Raw genomic sequence first — 15,395 nt, forward strand, 5'->3', positions numbered from 1 at the left:
GTATGGTTTTTTAAGAATCTTTGTGCGAAGCCATGACCAGACCGGTAGTATCCAGAATTAGCGCGACTTTTCCATCGCCCATAATTGTTGCGCCTGAAACGCCTACAACTCTACGGTAGTTGCTTTCCAAACTTTTAATGACTACTTGATGTTGTCCAACCAACGCATCTACAAACATCGCTGCTTTGTGACCTTCCGCATCGAGAATGACGAGAATACCATCTTCAATTTGTGTGGCATTGGGCTTGATATTAAAGATTTCATGTAACGCAATAACCGGTAAATAATTTCCGCGTACGTGCACTACACGGCCAACGCCACCGACTGTTTTAATATCACCACTTTTAACTTGGAGCGATTCCGTAATATAGGTAAGCGGAACAATGAACATTTGATCGCCAACAGCAACGGATAATCCATCGAGAATGGCCAATGTCAGTGGCAGACGGATGGTAATACGCGTACCCACGCCGAAAACTGAATCGATTTCAACGCGTCCGCCCATGTCTTGAATATTGCGCTTTACCACGTCCATGCCGACACCGCGGCCGGAAACGTCCGTAACTTGTTCGGCAGTAGAGAAACCCGCTTCAAAAATGAGCATCCAGACTTCTTGATCTGTCATGCCATCATGAACCGATATGCCGCGTTCCAATGCTTTTGCTATGATTCTTTCACGGTTTAACCCTGCGCCATCGTCTCCAACCTCAATGACAATACTGCCACCCTGGTGAAATGCGCGTAATGTAATGGTTCCTTTAGCCAGTTTTCCTGCCGCGATTCTTTTTTCTGGCGACTCAATACCGTGATCCAGACTGTTTCGAACCAGATGCGTCAAAGGATCTGCAATCTTTTCAATTAATCCTTTGTCCAGTTCCGTACCTTCACCGACCGTTTTCAACTCAACCTTTTTATCGAGCTTTGCTGCAAGATCGCGTACCACCCTGGGGTAACGACTAAATACAAAGCTGATTGGCAGCATTCGTATAGACATAACTGCTTCTTGCAGATCGCGCGTATTCCGCTCCAACTGGTTCATTCCGTTGTTGAGCTTTTCATAAATCACCGGATCAACCTCTGAAGCTGTTTGTGCAAGCATCGCCTGGGTAATGACCAGTTCACCCACCAGATTGATCATCTGGTCGACCTTCTCAATACTGACCCGAATAGAAGAAGACTCACTTGCTGCAGTGTTTGATTTGGATTGTTTATTAGCCGGACTCTGGCTTGTTGGGTTCGCAGTGACTTTTGGGTTATCTGCAGGTTGTATATTGATTTGGGTTTTTTCTGTTTTTTCTGTTTCATTGGGTGCTGCGGGGGCTCCGGGGAAAAAACCGTATAGTTTTTCCGAACTTGGTTCTGTTTCGGTTGCCGCTGCAGCGATTACTTCGTCAGAATTCCCTGAATTGGTCTCTTCGGCTAAAACAGCAGGGGAAGGCTCCGCACTTATTGTTGCTTGTTGATTGCTCTGCGTTTCCTTCTCGATTATTAACTGAGCGGGATTGACAACGAAAGCAAGTGCTTCCCAGACATCCTCTTCGCAGGTTGCGGTGGTGAGCCGTAATTTGCAAATTTGTTTCTCATCTGATTCCAGGAGTTTTTCCAGTTTTCCGAGCACACTCAAATTGGAAAACAAATTTTCCATTGATTTTGCGTTAATATCACTGGTTGAGAATTCTATGTTAAAGCTTTTTGTTTCATTTTCTGAAGTATTCGGTTTAATGTTTTCAGCATTAATGGCCTGTTCATCTGATGTGGCGGCAGGTAATTGATCATTATTTTCTGCAGGTGCTGTTATTGCTTTGTCTGTTGTTTCGTTTTTTTGGGGAGTGGAACTCTCCGAGAACTGTTTTAATTCCTCACTGATTTCCGCAGCTGTCGCTTTGTCGGCTTCGCCGTTGCCTCTATGTGCTTCTAATTGACCCTTGATAACATCACCTGCTTTAAGAAAGGTATCAACCATTTCGCTGCGGATTTCAATTTCACCTTTGCGTATCTTGTCCAGTAACGACTCCAGCATATGTGTCATCTCCGTCATGTCTGTAAAACCGAATGTGCCTGCTCCACCCTTGATAGAATGTGCAGCGCGGAAAATGGCATTTAAGTCTTCAGGATCTGGAGAACTGATATCCAACCCAAGCAAGCACGCTTCCATCTCTGCAAGTAATTCTGAGGATTCTTCGAAAAATACCTCATAAAATTGTTCAAGGTCTGCGCTCATTTCTAATCCTAAAATTCAAAAGTATGGATCTGGTCAAATCTTAATTTCTTGTTGAAAACCCATGCACGTCTGTAACCCAGGTCAATGACCAGTTCTACTCTTAACAAAGTGATTGCAGACGTACACAGGCTACATGCAATTGCATTGATCAAATGATTGAGTGACCGTTAAAATTCATCCCAGTCATTATCTTTGGCGTTGACGACTTTTGATTTGGTGGTCGCAGTTTTTGCCTTTTCTGTTGCTTGAGTCTTGCTGGCTGACATGTCACTATTTGTTGCTTTGTTTCCACTGAATGGCCTTGACGAGTAATCACGTCTCTCCGGCGCCTGTTTTGTATTGGAAACAGTTTTTTGTGACGATCTCAGACTGAATGCAGCGACGGCCTGTGTCAATTGCTGCGCCTGAGATTGCATTTCTTCAGCTGTGGCAGCCGCCTCTTCTACAAGCGCAGCATTTTGTTGAGTGCCCTCATCTATCTGGGTAATCGCGTCATTAACCTGTTCGATTCCTGAGCTTTGCTCATGAGATGCGGTAGTGATTTCGCCAATAATATCTGCGACATGTTTGATGGACTGAACAATTTCATCCATTGTTGTGCCCGCTTCATCGACCAGTTTGGTGCCGTTTTCAACCTTTTCAACCGAATCGCTAATCAACGTTTTAATTTCTTTTGCCGCTGCGGAACTGCGTTGCGCCAGATTACGGACTTCTGTAGCCACAACCGCGAAACCTCGGCCTTGTTCGCCAGCTCGAGCAGCTTCAACCGCTGCATTTAATGCCAAGATGTTAGTCTGGAAGGCAATGCCATCAATTACGCTGATAATATCGACAATCTTCTTCGAACTGTCGTTGATGGAAGACATTGTTGTGACAACCTGGCTGACGACATTTCCACCTTTCTCCGCCACGTCAGAGGCGCCTATCGCGAGCTGGTTGGCTTGTTGTGCATTCTCGGCATTCTGACGAACAGTGCTGGTTAATTCTTCAATACTGGCCGCTGTTTCTTCAAGGTTAGCCGCCTGTTTTTCAGTTCTCTCGGACAAGTCGCTGTTTCCTGATGCAATTTCTTTTATGGCGTCTGATATCACATCTGATGAATCAGTTATGCTGTTAACGATGCTGACAAGGTTGTCAACTGTCTTGTTGACGTGATCAGCCAATCGGCCAAAATCGCCTTGATAGTTTTCAGGTGCTTTTTGTCTCAAATCACCCTGGGCCAGCGCTTCGAGCACACGCCCAACTTCTTTCATGGTGATATCGGTTGTTTCAATTAGTGAATTGACGTTGTCGCACAATTCAGCGATACCGCCTTCCTTGCCGTCCATCGGAATACGTTGCGACAGATCGCCTTCACGTGCTGATGAAATAACATCTTTGGTTTGTATCACAGCCGATTCAAGCATTTGTTTTGCGTCTACTTGTTGCGTGATATCTGAAGCATACATGACCACTTTAAATGGCTGCCTGTTTAAATCTACTAATGGGCTGGCAAAACCCTGAATCCAAATGTCTTTGCCACTTTTGTTGATATACTTGTATTGGCCGCTGTTTTGTTCGCCACGTTGCAGCCTTTCCCAGAACCCTTTGAATTCTTGAGTGTTTTTTCCAGATGCATCAAGCATTATACTGTGATGCTGTCCAATGACTTCGTTGCCTGTATATCCGAACATTTCCAGGAAAATATCATTAACAGCAGTTATTTTTCCATCCATAGAAAACTCAATTGCAGCCTGAGCCTTGCTGATTGCGTCGAGTTGACCAACGACTTCAAGTTTTTCTCTTGTCACATCAGTTGCGATTTTGGCCACTTTGAACACACGACCCACTTCATCTTTAGGGCATCTCTAAAAATACCTTATATAAAGAGAATTTTTCCAAGCCGGGGAACGATTAGTTCGATTCCCGATATTTTTCTGTTCAAGAATTTGATTATTGCTCAGTTCAAGGCGTTTTGGGTTGTTATCCTCTCGTTTTTCCTATTTTAGGCAATTCTGGGCGTAATAACCCTGTCGAAACTGAAACATCTTTTGCGAATCAACGTCACCACACGCTTAATGTTGTAAACGAGGTTGAGCAAGCCTATTTGTACTTTTGCTCTCATAAGCCCTATGGTACGAATAGTGATTCCACCCAGTTCATTCGTCATCGAACCAAATACATGTTCAACCCGTGCGCGCACCTGTGATTTCTTTTTGTTGCCAAACTTTTGCGTGTCCGTGAGTGGATGATTGCGAGCACCTTTTTCGTGAATGCGGCTCGTGTGTCCAGAAGTAGCCAGAATTTCTTCCTGTGCTTCGCTGCGATAGGCTGAATCCGCGTAAACATCAGTCCCTCCCTCTTTAGGGGATTGCAGCACTTCTGCCAAAACCTGGCTATCGTGAACTTCCGCTGATGTAAATTCCCATGGGTTATCAACTTGGTACACTGATCCACATTCACGTGATCTTTGTAACCATAAAACGATTCGTTGTTCTTCTTCGTCCAACGCGCATCAATGTCTTTTTGTGCCAGCTTGTGAGGATTTTGCCCCCATTCAATCGGAATCGCACCTTCCTTGATGATCTTGTTCTCCTCACGCGTATTACGTTGCTTGGGAACCGTCACAAAAGTTGCATCAATGATCTGACCTGACTTCAGCTCAACATCCAGCTCCCGTAAACATTCAGCAAATCTCGCAAATAGCCGTTCAATCAGTTGATTCTCCTTCAACTCCTCCCGAAACGCCCACATCGTTTTTGCATCCGGTACCACCCCCGCCAAATCAAGCCCCAAAAAACGCATGAAACTCAATCGATCCCGTACTTGATACTCCAACTGGTCATCCGACAGATTATGCATTCTTTGCAATACCAGCATCTTGAATAGCATCACCCGATCAAAGGGTTTGCGACCAGCCGCGCTTTTCCTAGGCTTCGTAGTCGTCTCCCTGAGAAGATCAGCGAATAAATTCCAGTCGATCATGCGATTCAGTTCTTCAAGCGGATCTCTTAGCTTGCTTAGCTGTTCATAGCGATTTTCAAGGTCAAAAAAACTGAATTGCATGATGGAATCCTATATCAGTGAATATGACTATTAACTATAATAAACAATGTGTTATTATACACTAACTATGAAAAATGGCTTCCCTTCCTGAATTACCCTGTCTTGTAATATCAATTTTTAGAGATGCCCTTTAATTGCCGAGTAAGTTGCTTGGATATAAACGCCTTTACCTGAGCGGGTAATTCTTTTGAAAGTATCGGTTTTAGCTTTGCCGGCAGCAAGATCGTTCCAGAATTGTATATATTCACCAGAATTCGCGTAAGACGGGTCGACAAAAGTACGGTGATGTTTTCCGACTATATCATCGAGTTGGTATTCCATCAGGTCGAGAAAGTTTTTATTCGCCGACAAAACTTTTCCTTCGGTATCAAACTCGATATAGGCATATGCGGAATTGATCGCATCAAAAATACCTCTCATATTGTGGCGTTCAATTTCTGTCTCGGTAATATCGTAGCGAACGCCGATATATTTCCTAGGTTTGCCCCGTTTATCCAGAACAGGCGCGATGCAGGCATCCACATAATAAGGTGTTCCATCCTTGGCGCGATTTTTCACGACACCGCGAAAAATTTTACCGCGTCCGATGGTTGACCACATTTCCTTGAAAACTTCCTTGGGCATATCCGGGTGCCGCGTGATACTATGCGGTTGCCCAATTAATTCGTCGCGACTGTATTTTGAAACCTCCATGTATTTTTGATTAATTGAGAGGATATCACCCTTGAGATTCGCATCGGAAACAATACTGGTCATATCCGTAATTGATGCGCGTACTTTCAGTTCTTCCAGCTCTTCAAGTTGCTCTTTTTTTGCAGCGGTAATATCTGTAACGATACCGACGATTTTGGACAGTTTTCCGTCATCATCTTTTATCGGATTAAAGGAAGCATGTCCCCAGATTTCTTTATTTTCGCGAGTGTGATAGAGGAAATCACCGGAAATAAATTCACCGTTATTCAGTTTTTGCCAGAATGTATGATAACCCGCACTATTACGGTATTCCGGATCGACCATCATGCCATAATCCATATTTGCAATTTCAGCCTGAGAGTAGCCCAGCATATTCAAAAAAAGATCATTAGCCGATACGACTCTACGATCTAATGTTAATTCGATAATTCCTTGATGTTGTCCGATAGCAGCCAAGGAATAATCCTGGATTGAAGCCGATTTGCTCACAAATTTGTTTACAAAAGTTTTAATAGCACTTGTCATTTCCGATCCTTTTTTAAAATTTCACCGAAACAAAATTTATAACGATTAACAATTTAGCAATTGATGGTAAATATCAAATCTTTTATCAAGAGTATTTATCGATATCAATTTAAACTTATTAGGTAACTTTTTTTATAACTTCTAGCAGACTTTCTGGATTGAATGGTTTAACCAGCCATCCCGTTGCACCTGCTGCTCTGCCTTTCGCTTTCATCTCATCGCCGGATTCTGTTGTTAACATCAATATGGGTATGGTTTTGTATTGAGAAATTTCTCTTAACTTTTCCAGTAATCTCAGCCCATCCATCCGGGGCATATTGATATCTGTTAAAACGAGATTGAATGCCTTCCGGCTTGCTTTTTCCAAAGCATCCTGCCCATCAACTGCTTCAGTAACGTCATACCCGGCTCCTTTTAAGGTGAATGAAACCATTTGGCGAATTGATGCAGAATCATCTACTGTTAAAATTGCCTTTCCCATTTCCATCTAATTACTCCTTGTATCGATTCAGTAAATATAACTTAAAATCTATCAATTAAAGTTTCTATGTAAGCGACTAAAACAGCTCTATTTCACCATTTTGCATTTCCTGTTGAACAACGGGTTTGTTCAATTTCTTTGAATGGGCAAGTTGTATTGCCTGTGAAATTTCATTGTTTTTTCTATGTGATTTATCCGGGTCTTTTTGGTTGTTTTTGATTTGATCGATATGCTGTAGCGCAAAATTCAGCATCTCAATCTGTCTTGACGTATGTGCCAGTAACTGAGAAACTAAATCACCAAATTGCAAGGAAGTTAGAGCAGATTCCAGTTCTCGTTCAATTTTTTCTCCAATAGCCATCTGCTTGTTCAATAATTCCAAAACCGGTTTATTTTCCTTGGGTATTGATAGTTTCTCAATTGTCATTACCATTTCATGGTGCGATTTTGATAGTTCATTGATGTACTTGAAATTAATCACAAGATTCGTAACGGCATCGTTTATCAGTCGATCTATCTGATTTAAGTCGCTTTTGACAGTCAAAAAATATTCATCGATCTCTACGTTACAGATTTTGCTGGAAGCTTCATCCTCAGGTTCGATGTCTGTCTGTTTAATTTTCTCAATACATTCATATTGTTTATCAGTCATTTTTTTTCCTTTAGCCGGTAAAATGGAATAAGAACTTTCTATTGTTTCCTATTAACCGTTTGCTTCTCCAATCCTGTTCACCCATCCCAATGCTTCAAGCTCCAGGTTAGTTAATTCGCCTAAACTCAAAAATTCAAGTTCTTTTAACAGCGATTGGATAACTGTGACTTCTCCAGTTTCATTTGCTTCAATCAGTTTAAGTTCGAGACCCAAACGTCCTTCTTTTTTTAGTAGGGCTTGGCTCATATCATCGGGAATACCCAATTTATCGATAATTTGTTGCATATCTATACCAAGTACTGTATCCAGTAACGATAAAATGCCGACCATAAAGGCTCTTTCCTGGTGGTTTTTGTCTGAAGGGCGTTCTACTGTAGCAATGAGTTCCATGAGCTTGCCACGTGCTGCGGCCGTTTTAAGCAGCGCATTTGCCATGGTGTCTTTATCGCCGGAATTTTCGGTTGTATAAAGCAATAGCTGTATCCAGCGTTGCAATTGTTTTCTTCCCAACAACATAATGGATTGTTTAATCGAATTGACCCTTTGCGGCAAACCGCAGGCAACGGAATTAACCATGCGCATCAGGTTATAACTTAAACCCGGTTGTCGTTTGAATTCTTTATCAATCTCATCGATATCGCTGTCACCCATTATAAGCGTCAATAACTTTAATAAAGAAATCTTGGCCGGATCAGCGCGTTTACCCGAAATATTTTCGGGTTTTGCATAGAAATAGCCCTGGAACATCTCAAACCCGAGTTCCATACACTGATTTGCTAACTCGTGATTTTCAACTTTTTCTGCTAGAAGCAGTACCGGCCAATTTTTATATTGATTAACGAGGTTAGTGAGTTCTTCTTTTGTCAGTTTCGATACATCGATTTTAATGATATTGATAATAGGCAAAATATGCTGGATGTTTTCATTGAGTGAAACCACGCCATCAAGTGCAAACTGATAACCTGTTTTTTTTAATTCAGCGCACTGTGCAACAAATTCATCATCAAACTGATCTGAACTGTCAACCTCTAAAACAACATGCTTGTTTGGCAACAGGGTGATGACATCACTTTTAATTAGTTCCTTGTTTATGTTTATAAATCCACGTTGCTGGCCTAAAACATTCTGTATGCCCAAGTGACCGTAAGCATTAACGATAACGTTTGCAGTAGCTGAAAGATCGTCTGCAAAATCAGCTGACTCAGTAAATTCATCAGCCCTGAAAAATAATTCGAATGCAACCAAATTTTTATGTCGATCGAGTATGGGCTGTTTACCAAGAAAAATATTGTCCATTCAGTTCTCCGTAATCATTATCAGTCATAAACATATGTAATTCATGGTATTGATTATCGACTTGAAGGTTTTTTTCTTAAGGGAATCTCAAAATTTGAAGTTAGAAGATGGGATATGGTTGGGGAAAATGTTATTTTTTTGTCAAGCGAGTAATGATGAATAGGATTGGGACAAAAAAGATTAAATCGTGCGCGCAACAAGACTGGAGGGTGATATGGTCATTTTCTAACCAAGTCTGGGGTTCATTGCCGGCACAGATTCCAGTTGTATGGATGTAAGGATTAACTGAGCGTTGACTTGATTTTAGCCTGGTATATTTGAATATTTTCGATGTGATCAGTTTTAATCAAATGCGCACAATTTGCATCGCAATGCTAAAGTGAGTGTTCGAACAATCACAATAAAGGACACATATAAGATTTACATAGATTTAAAAAACAACGGGAAGCGAAAGATTTCACTGTGGATACTTTGTAGGTATTCTAATATACTTGCCGGAATGCCTAGATTTGATGGTGTTAATGAAACAATTACGCATTTGAAGTTTTGTACGGGCGTTTGAATTGTCTCGAATATTAGTATGAAAGGCTGGTAACTTTCTAACTAATAAAGCACCAGACTAATTGGCTTAGGCCGCTTTTTTTCAGTTGCTGTAATAACATATCAATTTCTATTGCGCATAATTGTGTTAAGAGAATTATTTTGCTTTAGAGAAACTATAGTAAAGTGCAGTGAGCTGGTATTGAAATTTATTTCGAATCTGTAGTAGCAGATTTACGTAGCGGCTTTTCATTCTTTTTATTTCTTGCCCCGTTTAATCAGAACGGGGAATTTTTTGTTGACCATGCAAAATCGCTAAGTAAAAAAATTTATGAGTTGCCCGAATCGCTATAATTTATAATTATTGACGATAATTTAGTATGGCTGAAGAAAAATCGTTTCTTGGAACTGGCTGGGCCTTTCCACCCCGGTTTAATAAAAATGGCACCGTTGAACAGGTATCAGCCGAAGCGGATATTCAGGAGAGTTTATATATTTTACTGTCGACCAATCCAGGAGAACGAGTTATGCAACCGACGTATGGATGTGGTTTAAAATCCCAGATATTTGAAGAAATTGATGAAAGTGCTGTTACGGTCATTATAGATTTAATAAAACGCGCTATTTTGTTTTTTGAACCGCGGATACAGGTAGAACATATTGATGTTGACACAGAAAACGAGGAAGATTGGTTAAACGGCTTGGTTAGAATCAATATTACATATACCATCCGCTCAACCAATAATCGCCAAAATATGGTGTATCCGTTTTATTTTACGGAAGGAACCAATGTGCGTCTTTAATATTTTCAATCTGTTAGCACGCTAGACTCAATCTACAAAAAACAAGCAAACTATCTTGAAACGGTTTTAACGGTTAACGCGCTGGAACACTGTTGATCTGCATGAATATTCTATTTATCCATGAAAAACTGTACTGACTTGGTCTCCAATGTACATCTGCATATTCGTGACGGCACGAGCCAGGCGAGCCGTTTATTGCCTGCACTCGATCATGATTATTTTCAGCTTATCGATTTACGTTTTCATTCATTGATGGCGATGGTTGTCGATTATGCCGAAATGATGAAATTTTATCGTTTAAATAATGAGGAGGATGGTCACTGGAAATCTTTTTTCACAGCCGATGAAACCGTCATCATCGCTATTATCTTGTCTACCGATACAGGTAAACTGTCAGGTCTTTTTAAATATCAGCAATATCCTGAAAAATACAGTCACGAAGCTGTGCACGCTATGCAGCAGGCTTTACCGGTTGAATTCAGGCAACAGCTGATTGCGTTGTATTATGTCGCCGGAATTATAGACAACTGGTTGGTCGCACTTAGGACAACGCAGAATCAGACTGGTCTAGAATTACATCAATTAATTGAAAGCGTTATTATCGGGCTCGGGAAAGAGCTGCGCATTTTATTACTGTACTTTGAACATTTCTTACCTGATAAACAACCGAATATTTTTTTTTCAAACGATTTAATACAGCTGATAAACACTGCTGAACCAGAAAGACAGGGCCCTTTGGTGGGTTTTTCCTTCAGACTGAAAGACCAGGCACGTATACGTTCAAGTTTTTATGCAGTTATCAAAGCGATAGAAATGGTACAAGCACGTGCGGTGGATTTGCTTTCTGCTTCATTGTATAACCAGCGTCATGATCCGGCGGCCGGTCTGCTGATTGCATTTTTACAATTGTTTCAGCGGTTGCATCAGAAAATCAATCGATTTACTTCAAATTATATTGATTTTTATTATGAGCAGGTTCTAGGTGCGCAGGCCAATCCTTTTCAGCCTGACCATACTTATCTGGTCGTCGCTTTGAACAACAAACGACAAACCGTACTGATTCCAAAAGGTACGGTTTTTCAGGCCGGACTGGACAACGACAAGCAGGAGATACTGTTTTCCAGTGATAGCGATGCCTTCATTCACGCTGCCAGAGTGTGCGCAATCCATACGTTGTTTTTTAATCGTGATCCATTAAATTCGCCAGAAAATATTCTGCAGGAGACTGTTTTACTGCCGAATGCAGGTAAAAAAAAACACAGACAACTTGCAACCGAGTGCTGGTTTAATACAATACCTGTTTACAATAAAGAAACCTCGACAGATCAAGATGACTTAATGGCCTACCCGATTTTCGGGGCGCCCAAAAATACCGAAATCGAATCGTTGTCTGTAGAGCATGCTCAGATCGGCTTTATAGTGGCCAGCAAGACGTTGCTGCTCGGAGAAGGCCGGCGAAACATCAGTATTACGCTAAAATTTTGCGTGCCTGATGCGAGTACCGGAAAAAGCTCGCTTACGCAATGGATCAACACTATTGGCATAGTACTGAAATCGTGTTCGCATAACACCACGGATGTCGGTTTAACTGATGAAGAGAAACAAGACATTTTTTTTAAGGTTTTCAGAAATCTCTTTGTGATTCATGTGACAAGTGAAGCAGGGTGGCTGCCGATCGAAGAATATGTTCCGGCTTATTCTGATGTCGACAAACGATTGGATGACAACAGTTTAAGTATTGCATTCGCACTTTCAATCGATGCGCCCGCTGTTATACCATATTCCAGTGTGATTCATGGTGAAGGCTATACGACACAGTTACCCGCGGTCAGATTTATACTAAACCCGAGAGGGTATCTGTATCCATACAGTATCCTGAACAAATTGGAACTTGACTGGGTCGAGGTCAATGTTTCAGTATCCGGTCACCGTACCCTGACATTACACAATCATCTGGGGCAGTTGTCATCGCTGGCGTCTTTTAATCCTTTGGGCCCTTTGCCGGAAGTGGGTTCATACTGTGTAATCGGTTGCGCCGAAGCAGCAATAAAGCAGCTGACTCATTTCAGCGTGGAGATAAAGTGGGGGGGCTTTCCCGCCGGAATCGGAGGGTTTGAATCTTATTATCAAGGATACGATGGACCAAATGCGCATACCGATTTCAAGATTGGTCTATCTGTATTAATGGAAGGCAAATGGTTTCCGGAAGACACCGTTACCGGCATTGATGATGTGCTTTTTCAAACCAAAGACGTGCATCATGCAGCGAACACATTAAATGAAAATAAACGGATATCGTGCGATCCATTAATGCCATACTGGAGTCCGTCAGATTACCGGCAAACGCTATCATCATTCAGTTATACGCCTTCAAGTAAAAACGGTTTTTTTAAGTTTACATTGATTTCTCCTGCGGATGCTTTTGGTCATAAAAAATATCCGCAGACTTTAGCGCGCGTACTGACCCACAATGCCAAGCAGCGATTCAACAAGGTGCTCAAAAAAGAACCCAATGCACCGTATACGCCGGTTGTCACATCCATACTGGTGAATTATCAGGCGACCTCCAGGATTACTATCGGTAAATCGGAGACCAACGATTGGCCTTTGTTTGCGGATAAGCTTATTCATCTTCATCCCATGGGATGGGAAGACGCAATAATGAAATCGGGTCATTCTGTTTTCTTGTTACCGCAGTATGTTTATTCAGGCAACTTGTTGATTGGGCTGGAAGCATTTGAGGGAGGTGGATTGCTGACCCTCTATTTTCACTTGCGCGAAAACTCGCTGCCAACCGAACATAATTCTGCAGAACAACTGCAATGGTTTTTTTTGTCTTCCAATCAATGGATACCATTGGCTGTCAAGGAAATTGTCTCAGATTCCACACACGGGTTTATGACTTCAGGAATTGTGACACTGGACGTTCCGGCGACTATTAATTCTGAGAACACCATAATGCCAAGCGGTTTTTTTTGGCTATGCGTATCCGCCGACCTTGATATGGAGAAGTTTTGCAGCCTCTATTCAGTCTATGCGCAAGCACTAAAAATCAATCGCCATTTGAATGGCACTGAAATTTCCAAATTAATTTCCTTTAATCCATTGCCGGCTGGCAGCATTAAGCAGGCCAAGCAATCAATCTCCGGATTGGATAATATCTGGCAAGTTCAGCCATCAGTCAGTGGGAAATCTGCTGAAAGCAAAATCGATGTACGCATCCGGGTGAGTGAACGACTCCGTCATAAGAACCGTGCATTACTGCCTATTGACTATGAGCAACTCATATTGGCAAATTTTCCACAAGTTTATAAAGTAAAGTGTTTTGCGAATCTGGCGCCCAAAAGGGAGCCGCAGCATAACCGGCTCTTTCCGTGTATACGGGCCGGTCATGTGACAATCGTGTTATTGCCGCATCCCGTAAAGCAGATACACTATGGCAAACAATTATGGTTAAGTGGGCATCTGGTCGATGCAGTGAAAGACTTTATTCAACGGCATACATCACCTTTTGTGACTGTCCATTTTGTCAATCCGATCTATGAAACCTTGCAAGTACGGTGTACGGTTAAACTAAAAAATGGACGTGATCGCGGTTTGTGCATAGGAAAATTAAATGAAGCAATTTCAGCGTATATTTCGCCGTGGCATGACAGGGTAGGCTATACCACCCATTTTGGGTGGCGTATCAACATGCATGATGTGCAGTCTTATATACAACAACTTGATTTTATTGACCGGGTTACAAATTTTTCGATGTTACGCATAACGCCCGACGGCAATACATTATTTGACCTGTTTGACAGTGTTTTGGAAACAAGGAAAGACACCGAGTCCTGTGAGATTATGCCCAAATACCCCTGGAGCATATCGGAGCCAATGCGGCAGCATTTTATCGAAGTTGATGACTGTTTCGTTTCAATAGAGCCGGAGATTACCGGCATTGGTGAATTGGAAATAGGCAGTACATTCATTGTTCTTAACAGAGATGGCAAAACAAAATAGAAAAACACTGGAAGCCAAATTTAAAAATGGCAGCATGCCTTCGGAAGTCGCATTTGCGGATTTGATCGATTCGTCATTGAATTTGGTCGATGATGGCTTTGACAAAACGATTAAAGACGGCCTAAGAATTTTCCAGCTTGGTGATGGGAAATTAATGAGTTTTTATCAAAAAATGGAAACGCTTAGCCCGTTATGGTTTGTGGGTTTGGACAAGGCGACATCTAATCTTAAAATCGGCAATCAATTCAATCCGAATTTATTAACGTTACGCAGCATAGAAAAAAATAATGATCCAGCGGGTGCTGTGCGCTTCGGTGTCGGCATTAACACCGAACAGCCACAATATGAACTTGATGTCGTCGGAACAATTGCGGCACATGGCAGAGCAGGAAAGAAAGATGAATTCGCTGTTCCCGCTGACGGTGAATGGTATGATATCACTGGTGTTTTGACGGGTTGTCATGCGTTTGAGGTTGTCTCCGGCGTCGGGGGGCGGGACGCGGACGGCAAATATGCACTCATGCATGCATTTGCCTTATGCACCTATCATGCAAAGAATCATATCAGCTATCATCAAGCGCATTACGGCGCCAAATGCAATCAGCTGGAATTGCGCTGGGAGCCTGTTTCCAGCGCAAGCGATAATTTTGAATATATATTGCAATTGCGTACAGGCGTTTCCTATGGCGAGGGTATCTGGGTGAGATATCATATCACTCGGCTTTGGGAAGATACTGCCATGTACGACAGTGAAGTAAAACCATCTAAGCAACCTGTGTCTACATCCAGAAAGAAAAAATAACAGGTAACCATAATGACTGATCGCATACTATCAATAGAGTTGAGTCTTGAGGAAGGAAATCTGCTATTGACCGCATTGGCGGAGTATCCTTTTAAGACGGTTTTTGAACTGATCGGCAAACTGAATCAACAGGCGCAGTTTCATTGTACAGAAATCTCCAACCGGTCTCGGCGGATTACATTCACGTTTACAGAGCAAGAAATAGTATTGGCAGTCAAGGCACTCGGAAAATTGCCATACGAACATGTTCATCAATTATTGGCCAATTTGAACAGACAAATGGAGCGCCAGGTTCAGCCAGAAAGCGTTCACTCAGCCCAGACATCCTGAAC

The 15,395-nt window shown here is 42.0% G+C and carries 10 protein-coding genes and 1 pseudogene; 4 read left to right on the forward strand and 7 right to left on the reverse strand.

The features are described from left to right. Positions 1 to 10 precede the first annotated feature (10 nt). From cheA to MRK00_13965, 7 genes and pseudogenes are all read right to left on the reverse strand, one after another. Entirely contained in the window at positions 11 to 2,221 is a 2,211-nt protein-coding gene (cheA, locus tag MRK00_13935; protein MDR4518466.1) for a chemotaxis protein CheA, read from the reverse strand. A gap of 167 nt (positions 2,222 to 2,388) precedes the next feature. Beyond that, positions 2,389 to 3,936: a methyl-accepting chemotaxis protein gene (locus MRK00_13940; GenBank protein ID MDR4518467.1), complete on the reverse strand. Its 1,548-nt coding sequence runs from the start codon at positions 3,934 to 3,936 to the stop codon at positions 2,389 to 2,391. Between the two features lie 269 nt (positions 3,937 to 4,205). After that, positions 4,206 to 5,269: pseudogene (locus tag MRK00_13945) on the reverse strand (IS5 family transposase). A gap of 114 nt (positions 5,270 to 5,383) precedes the next feature. Further along, a complete protein-coding gene (locus MRK00_13950; GenBank protein MDR4518468.1) occupies positions 5,384 to 6,484 on the reverse strand; it encodes a PAS domain-containing protein in 1,101 nt (366 codons plus the stop codon). A gap of 118 nt (positions 6,485 to 6,602) precedes the next feature. After that, positions 6,603 to 6,965, reverse strand: a complete 363-nt coding sequence (locus tag MRK00_13955; GenBank protein ID MDR4518469.1) for a response regulator — start codon at positions 6,963 to 6,965, stop codon at positions 6,603 to 6,605. A 76-nt stretch (positions 6,966 to 7,041) separates the two neighbouring features. Continuing rightward, the gene (locus MRK00_13960; protein MDR4518470.1) at positions 7,042 to 7,617 is read right to left on the reverse strand and encodes a hypothetical protein; all 576 of its coding nucleotides are present in this window, start codon (positions 7,615 to 7,617) and stop codon (positions 7,042 to 7,044) included. 51 nt (positions 7,618 to 7,668) lie between these two features. Next, on the reverse strand, positions 7,669 to 8,913 hold the full coding sequence (locus tag MRK00_13965; GenBank protein MDR4518471.1) for an HDOD domain-containing protein: 1,245 nt from the start codon (positions 8,911 to 8,913) through the stop codon (positions 7,669 to 7,671). Positions 8,914 to 9,833: 920 nt separating this feature from the next. Here MRK00_13965 and MRK00_13970 point away from each other — a divergent pair. The 4 genes from MRK00_13970 to MRK00_13985 all read left to right on the forward strand — a co-directional run bounded on the left by MRK00_13970 (position 9,834) and on the right by MRK00_13985 (position 15,393). Next, positions 9,834 to 10,256, forward strand: a complete 423-nt coding sequence (locus tag MRK00_13970) for a GPW/gp25 family protein (protein MDR4518472.1) — start codon at positions 9,834 to 9,836, stop codon at positions 10,254 to 10,256. A 120-nt stretch (positions 10,257 to 10,376) separates the two neighbouring features. Further along, on the forward strand, positions 10,377 to 14,261 hold the full coding sequence (locus MRK00_13975; GenBank protein MDR4518473.1) for a hypothetical protein: 3,885 nt from the start codon (positions 10,377 to 10,379) through the stop codon (positions 14,259 to 14,261). After that, the gene (locus tag MRK00_13980; protein MDR4518474.1) at positions 14,245 to 15,063 is read left to right on the forward strand and encodes a hypothetical protein; all 819 of its coding nucleotides are present in this window, start codon (positions 14,245 to 14,247) and stop codon (positions 15,061 to 15,063) included. The genes MRK00_13975 and MRK00_13980 overlap by 17 nt, the downstream gene beginning before the upstream one ends. Positions 15,064 to 15,075: 12 nt before the next feature. Continuing rightward, the gene (locus MRK00_13985; GenBank protein ID MDR4518475.1) at positions 15,076 to 15,393 is read left to right on the forward strand and encodes a hypothetical protein; all 318 of its coding nucleotides are present in this window, start codon (positions 15,076 to 15,078) and stop codon (positions 15,391 to 15,393) included. Positions 15,394 to 15,395: the final 2 nt, after the last annotated feature.

Origin of the sequence: Nitrosomonas sp. (genome assembly GCA_031316255.1) — a bacterium.
In the GTDB taxonomy this organism is placed as follows: Bacteria; Pseudomonadota; Gammaproteobacteria; order Burkholderiales; family Nitrosomonadaceae; genus Nitrosomonas.

Bases quoted from the DNA above. Each gene is read 5' to 3' on its own strand.
- MRK00_13955 (MDR4518469.1), bottom strand. From the start codon at position 6,965: ATGGGAAAGGCAATTTTAACAGTAGATGATTCTGCATCAATTCGCCAA.
- MRK00_13950 (MDR4518468.1), bottom strand. From the start codon at position 6,484: ATGACAAGTGCTATTAAAACTTTTGTAAACAAATTTGTGAGCAAATCG.
- MRK00_13980 (MDR4518474.1), top strand. From the start codon at position 14,245: ATGGCAAAACAAAATAGAAAAACACTGGAAGCCAAATTTAAAAATGGC.
- MRK00_13970 (MDR4518472.1), top strand. From the start codon at position 9,834: ATGGCTGAAGAAAAATCGTTTCTTGGAACTGGCTGGGCCTTTCCACCC.
- MRK00_13940 (MDR4518467.1), bottom strand. From the start codon at position 3,936: ATGGATGGAAAAATAACTGCTGTTAATGATATTTTCCTGGAAATGTTC.
- MRK00_13965 (MDR4518471.1), bottom strand. From the start codon at position 8,913: ATGGACAATATTTTTCTTGGTAAACAGCCCATACTCGATCGACATAAA.
- MRK00_13975 (MDR4518473.1), top strand. From the start codon at position 10,377: ATGAAAAACTGTACTGACTTGGTCTCCAATGTACATCTGCATATTCGT.
- MRK00_13960 (MDR4518470.1), bottom strand. From the start codon at position 7,617: ATGACTGATAAACAATATGAATGTATTGAGAAAATTAAACAGACAGAC.
- cheA (MDR4518466.1), bottom strand. From the start codon at position 2,221: ATGAGCGCAGACCTTGAACAATTTTATGAGGTATTTTTCGAAGAATCC.
- MRK00_13985 (MDR4518475.1), top strand. From the start codon at position 15,076: ATGACTGATCGCATACTATCAATAGAGTTGAGTCTTGAGGAAGGAAAT.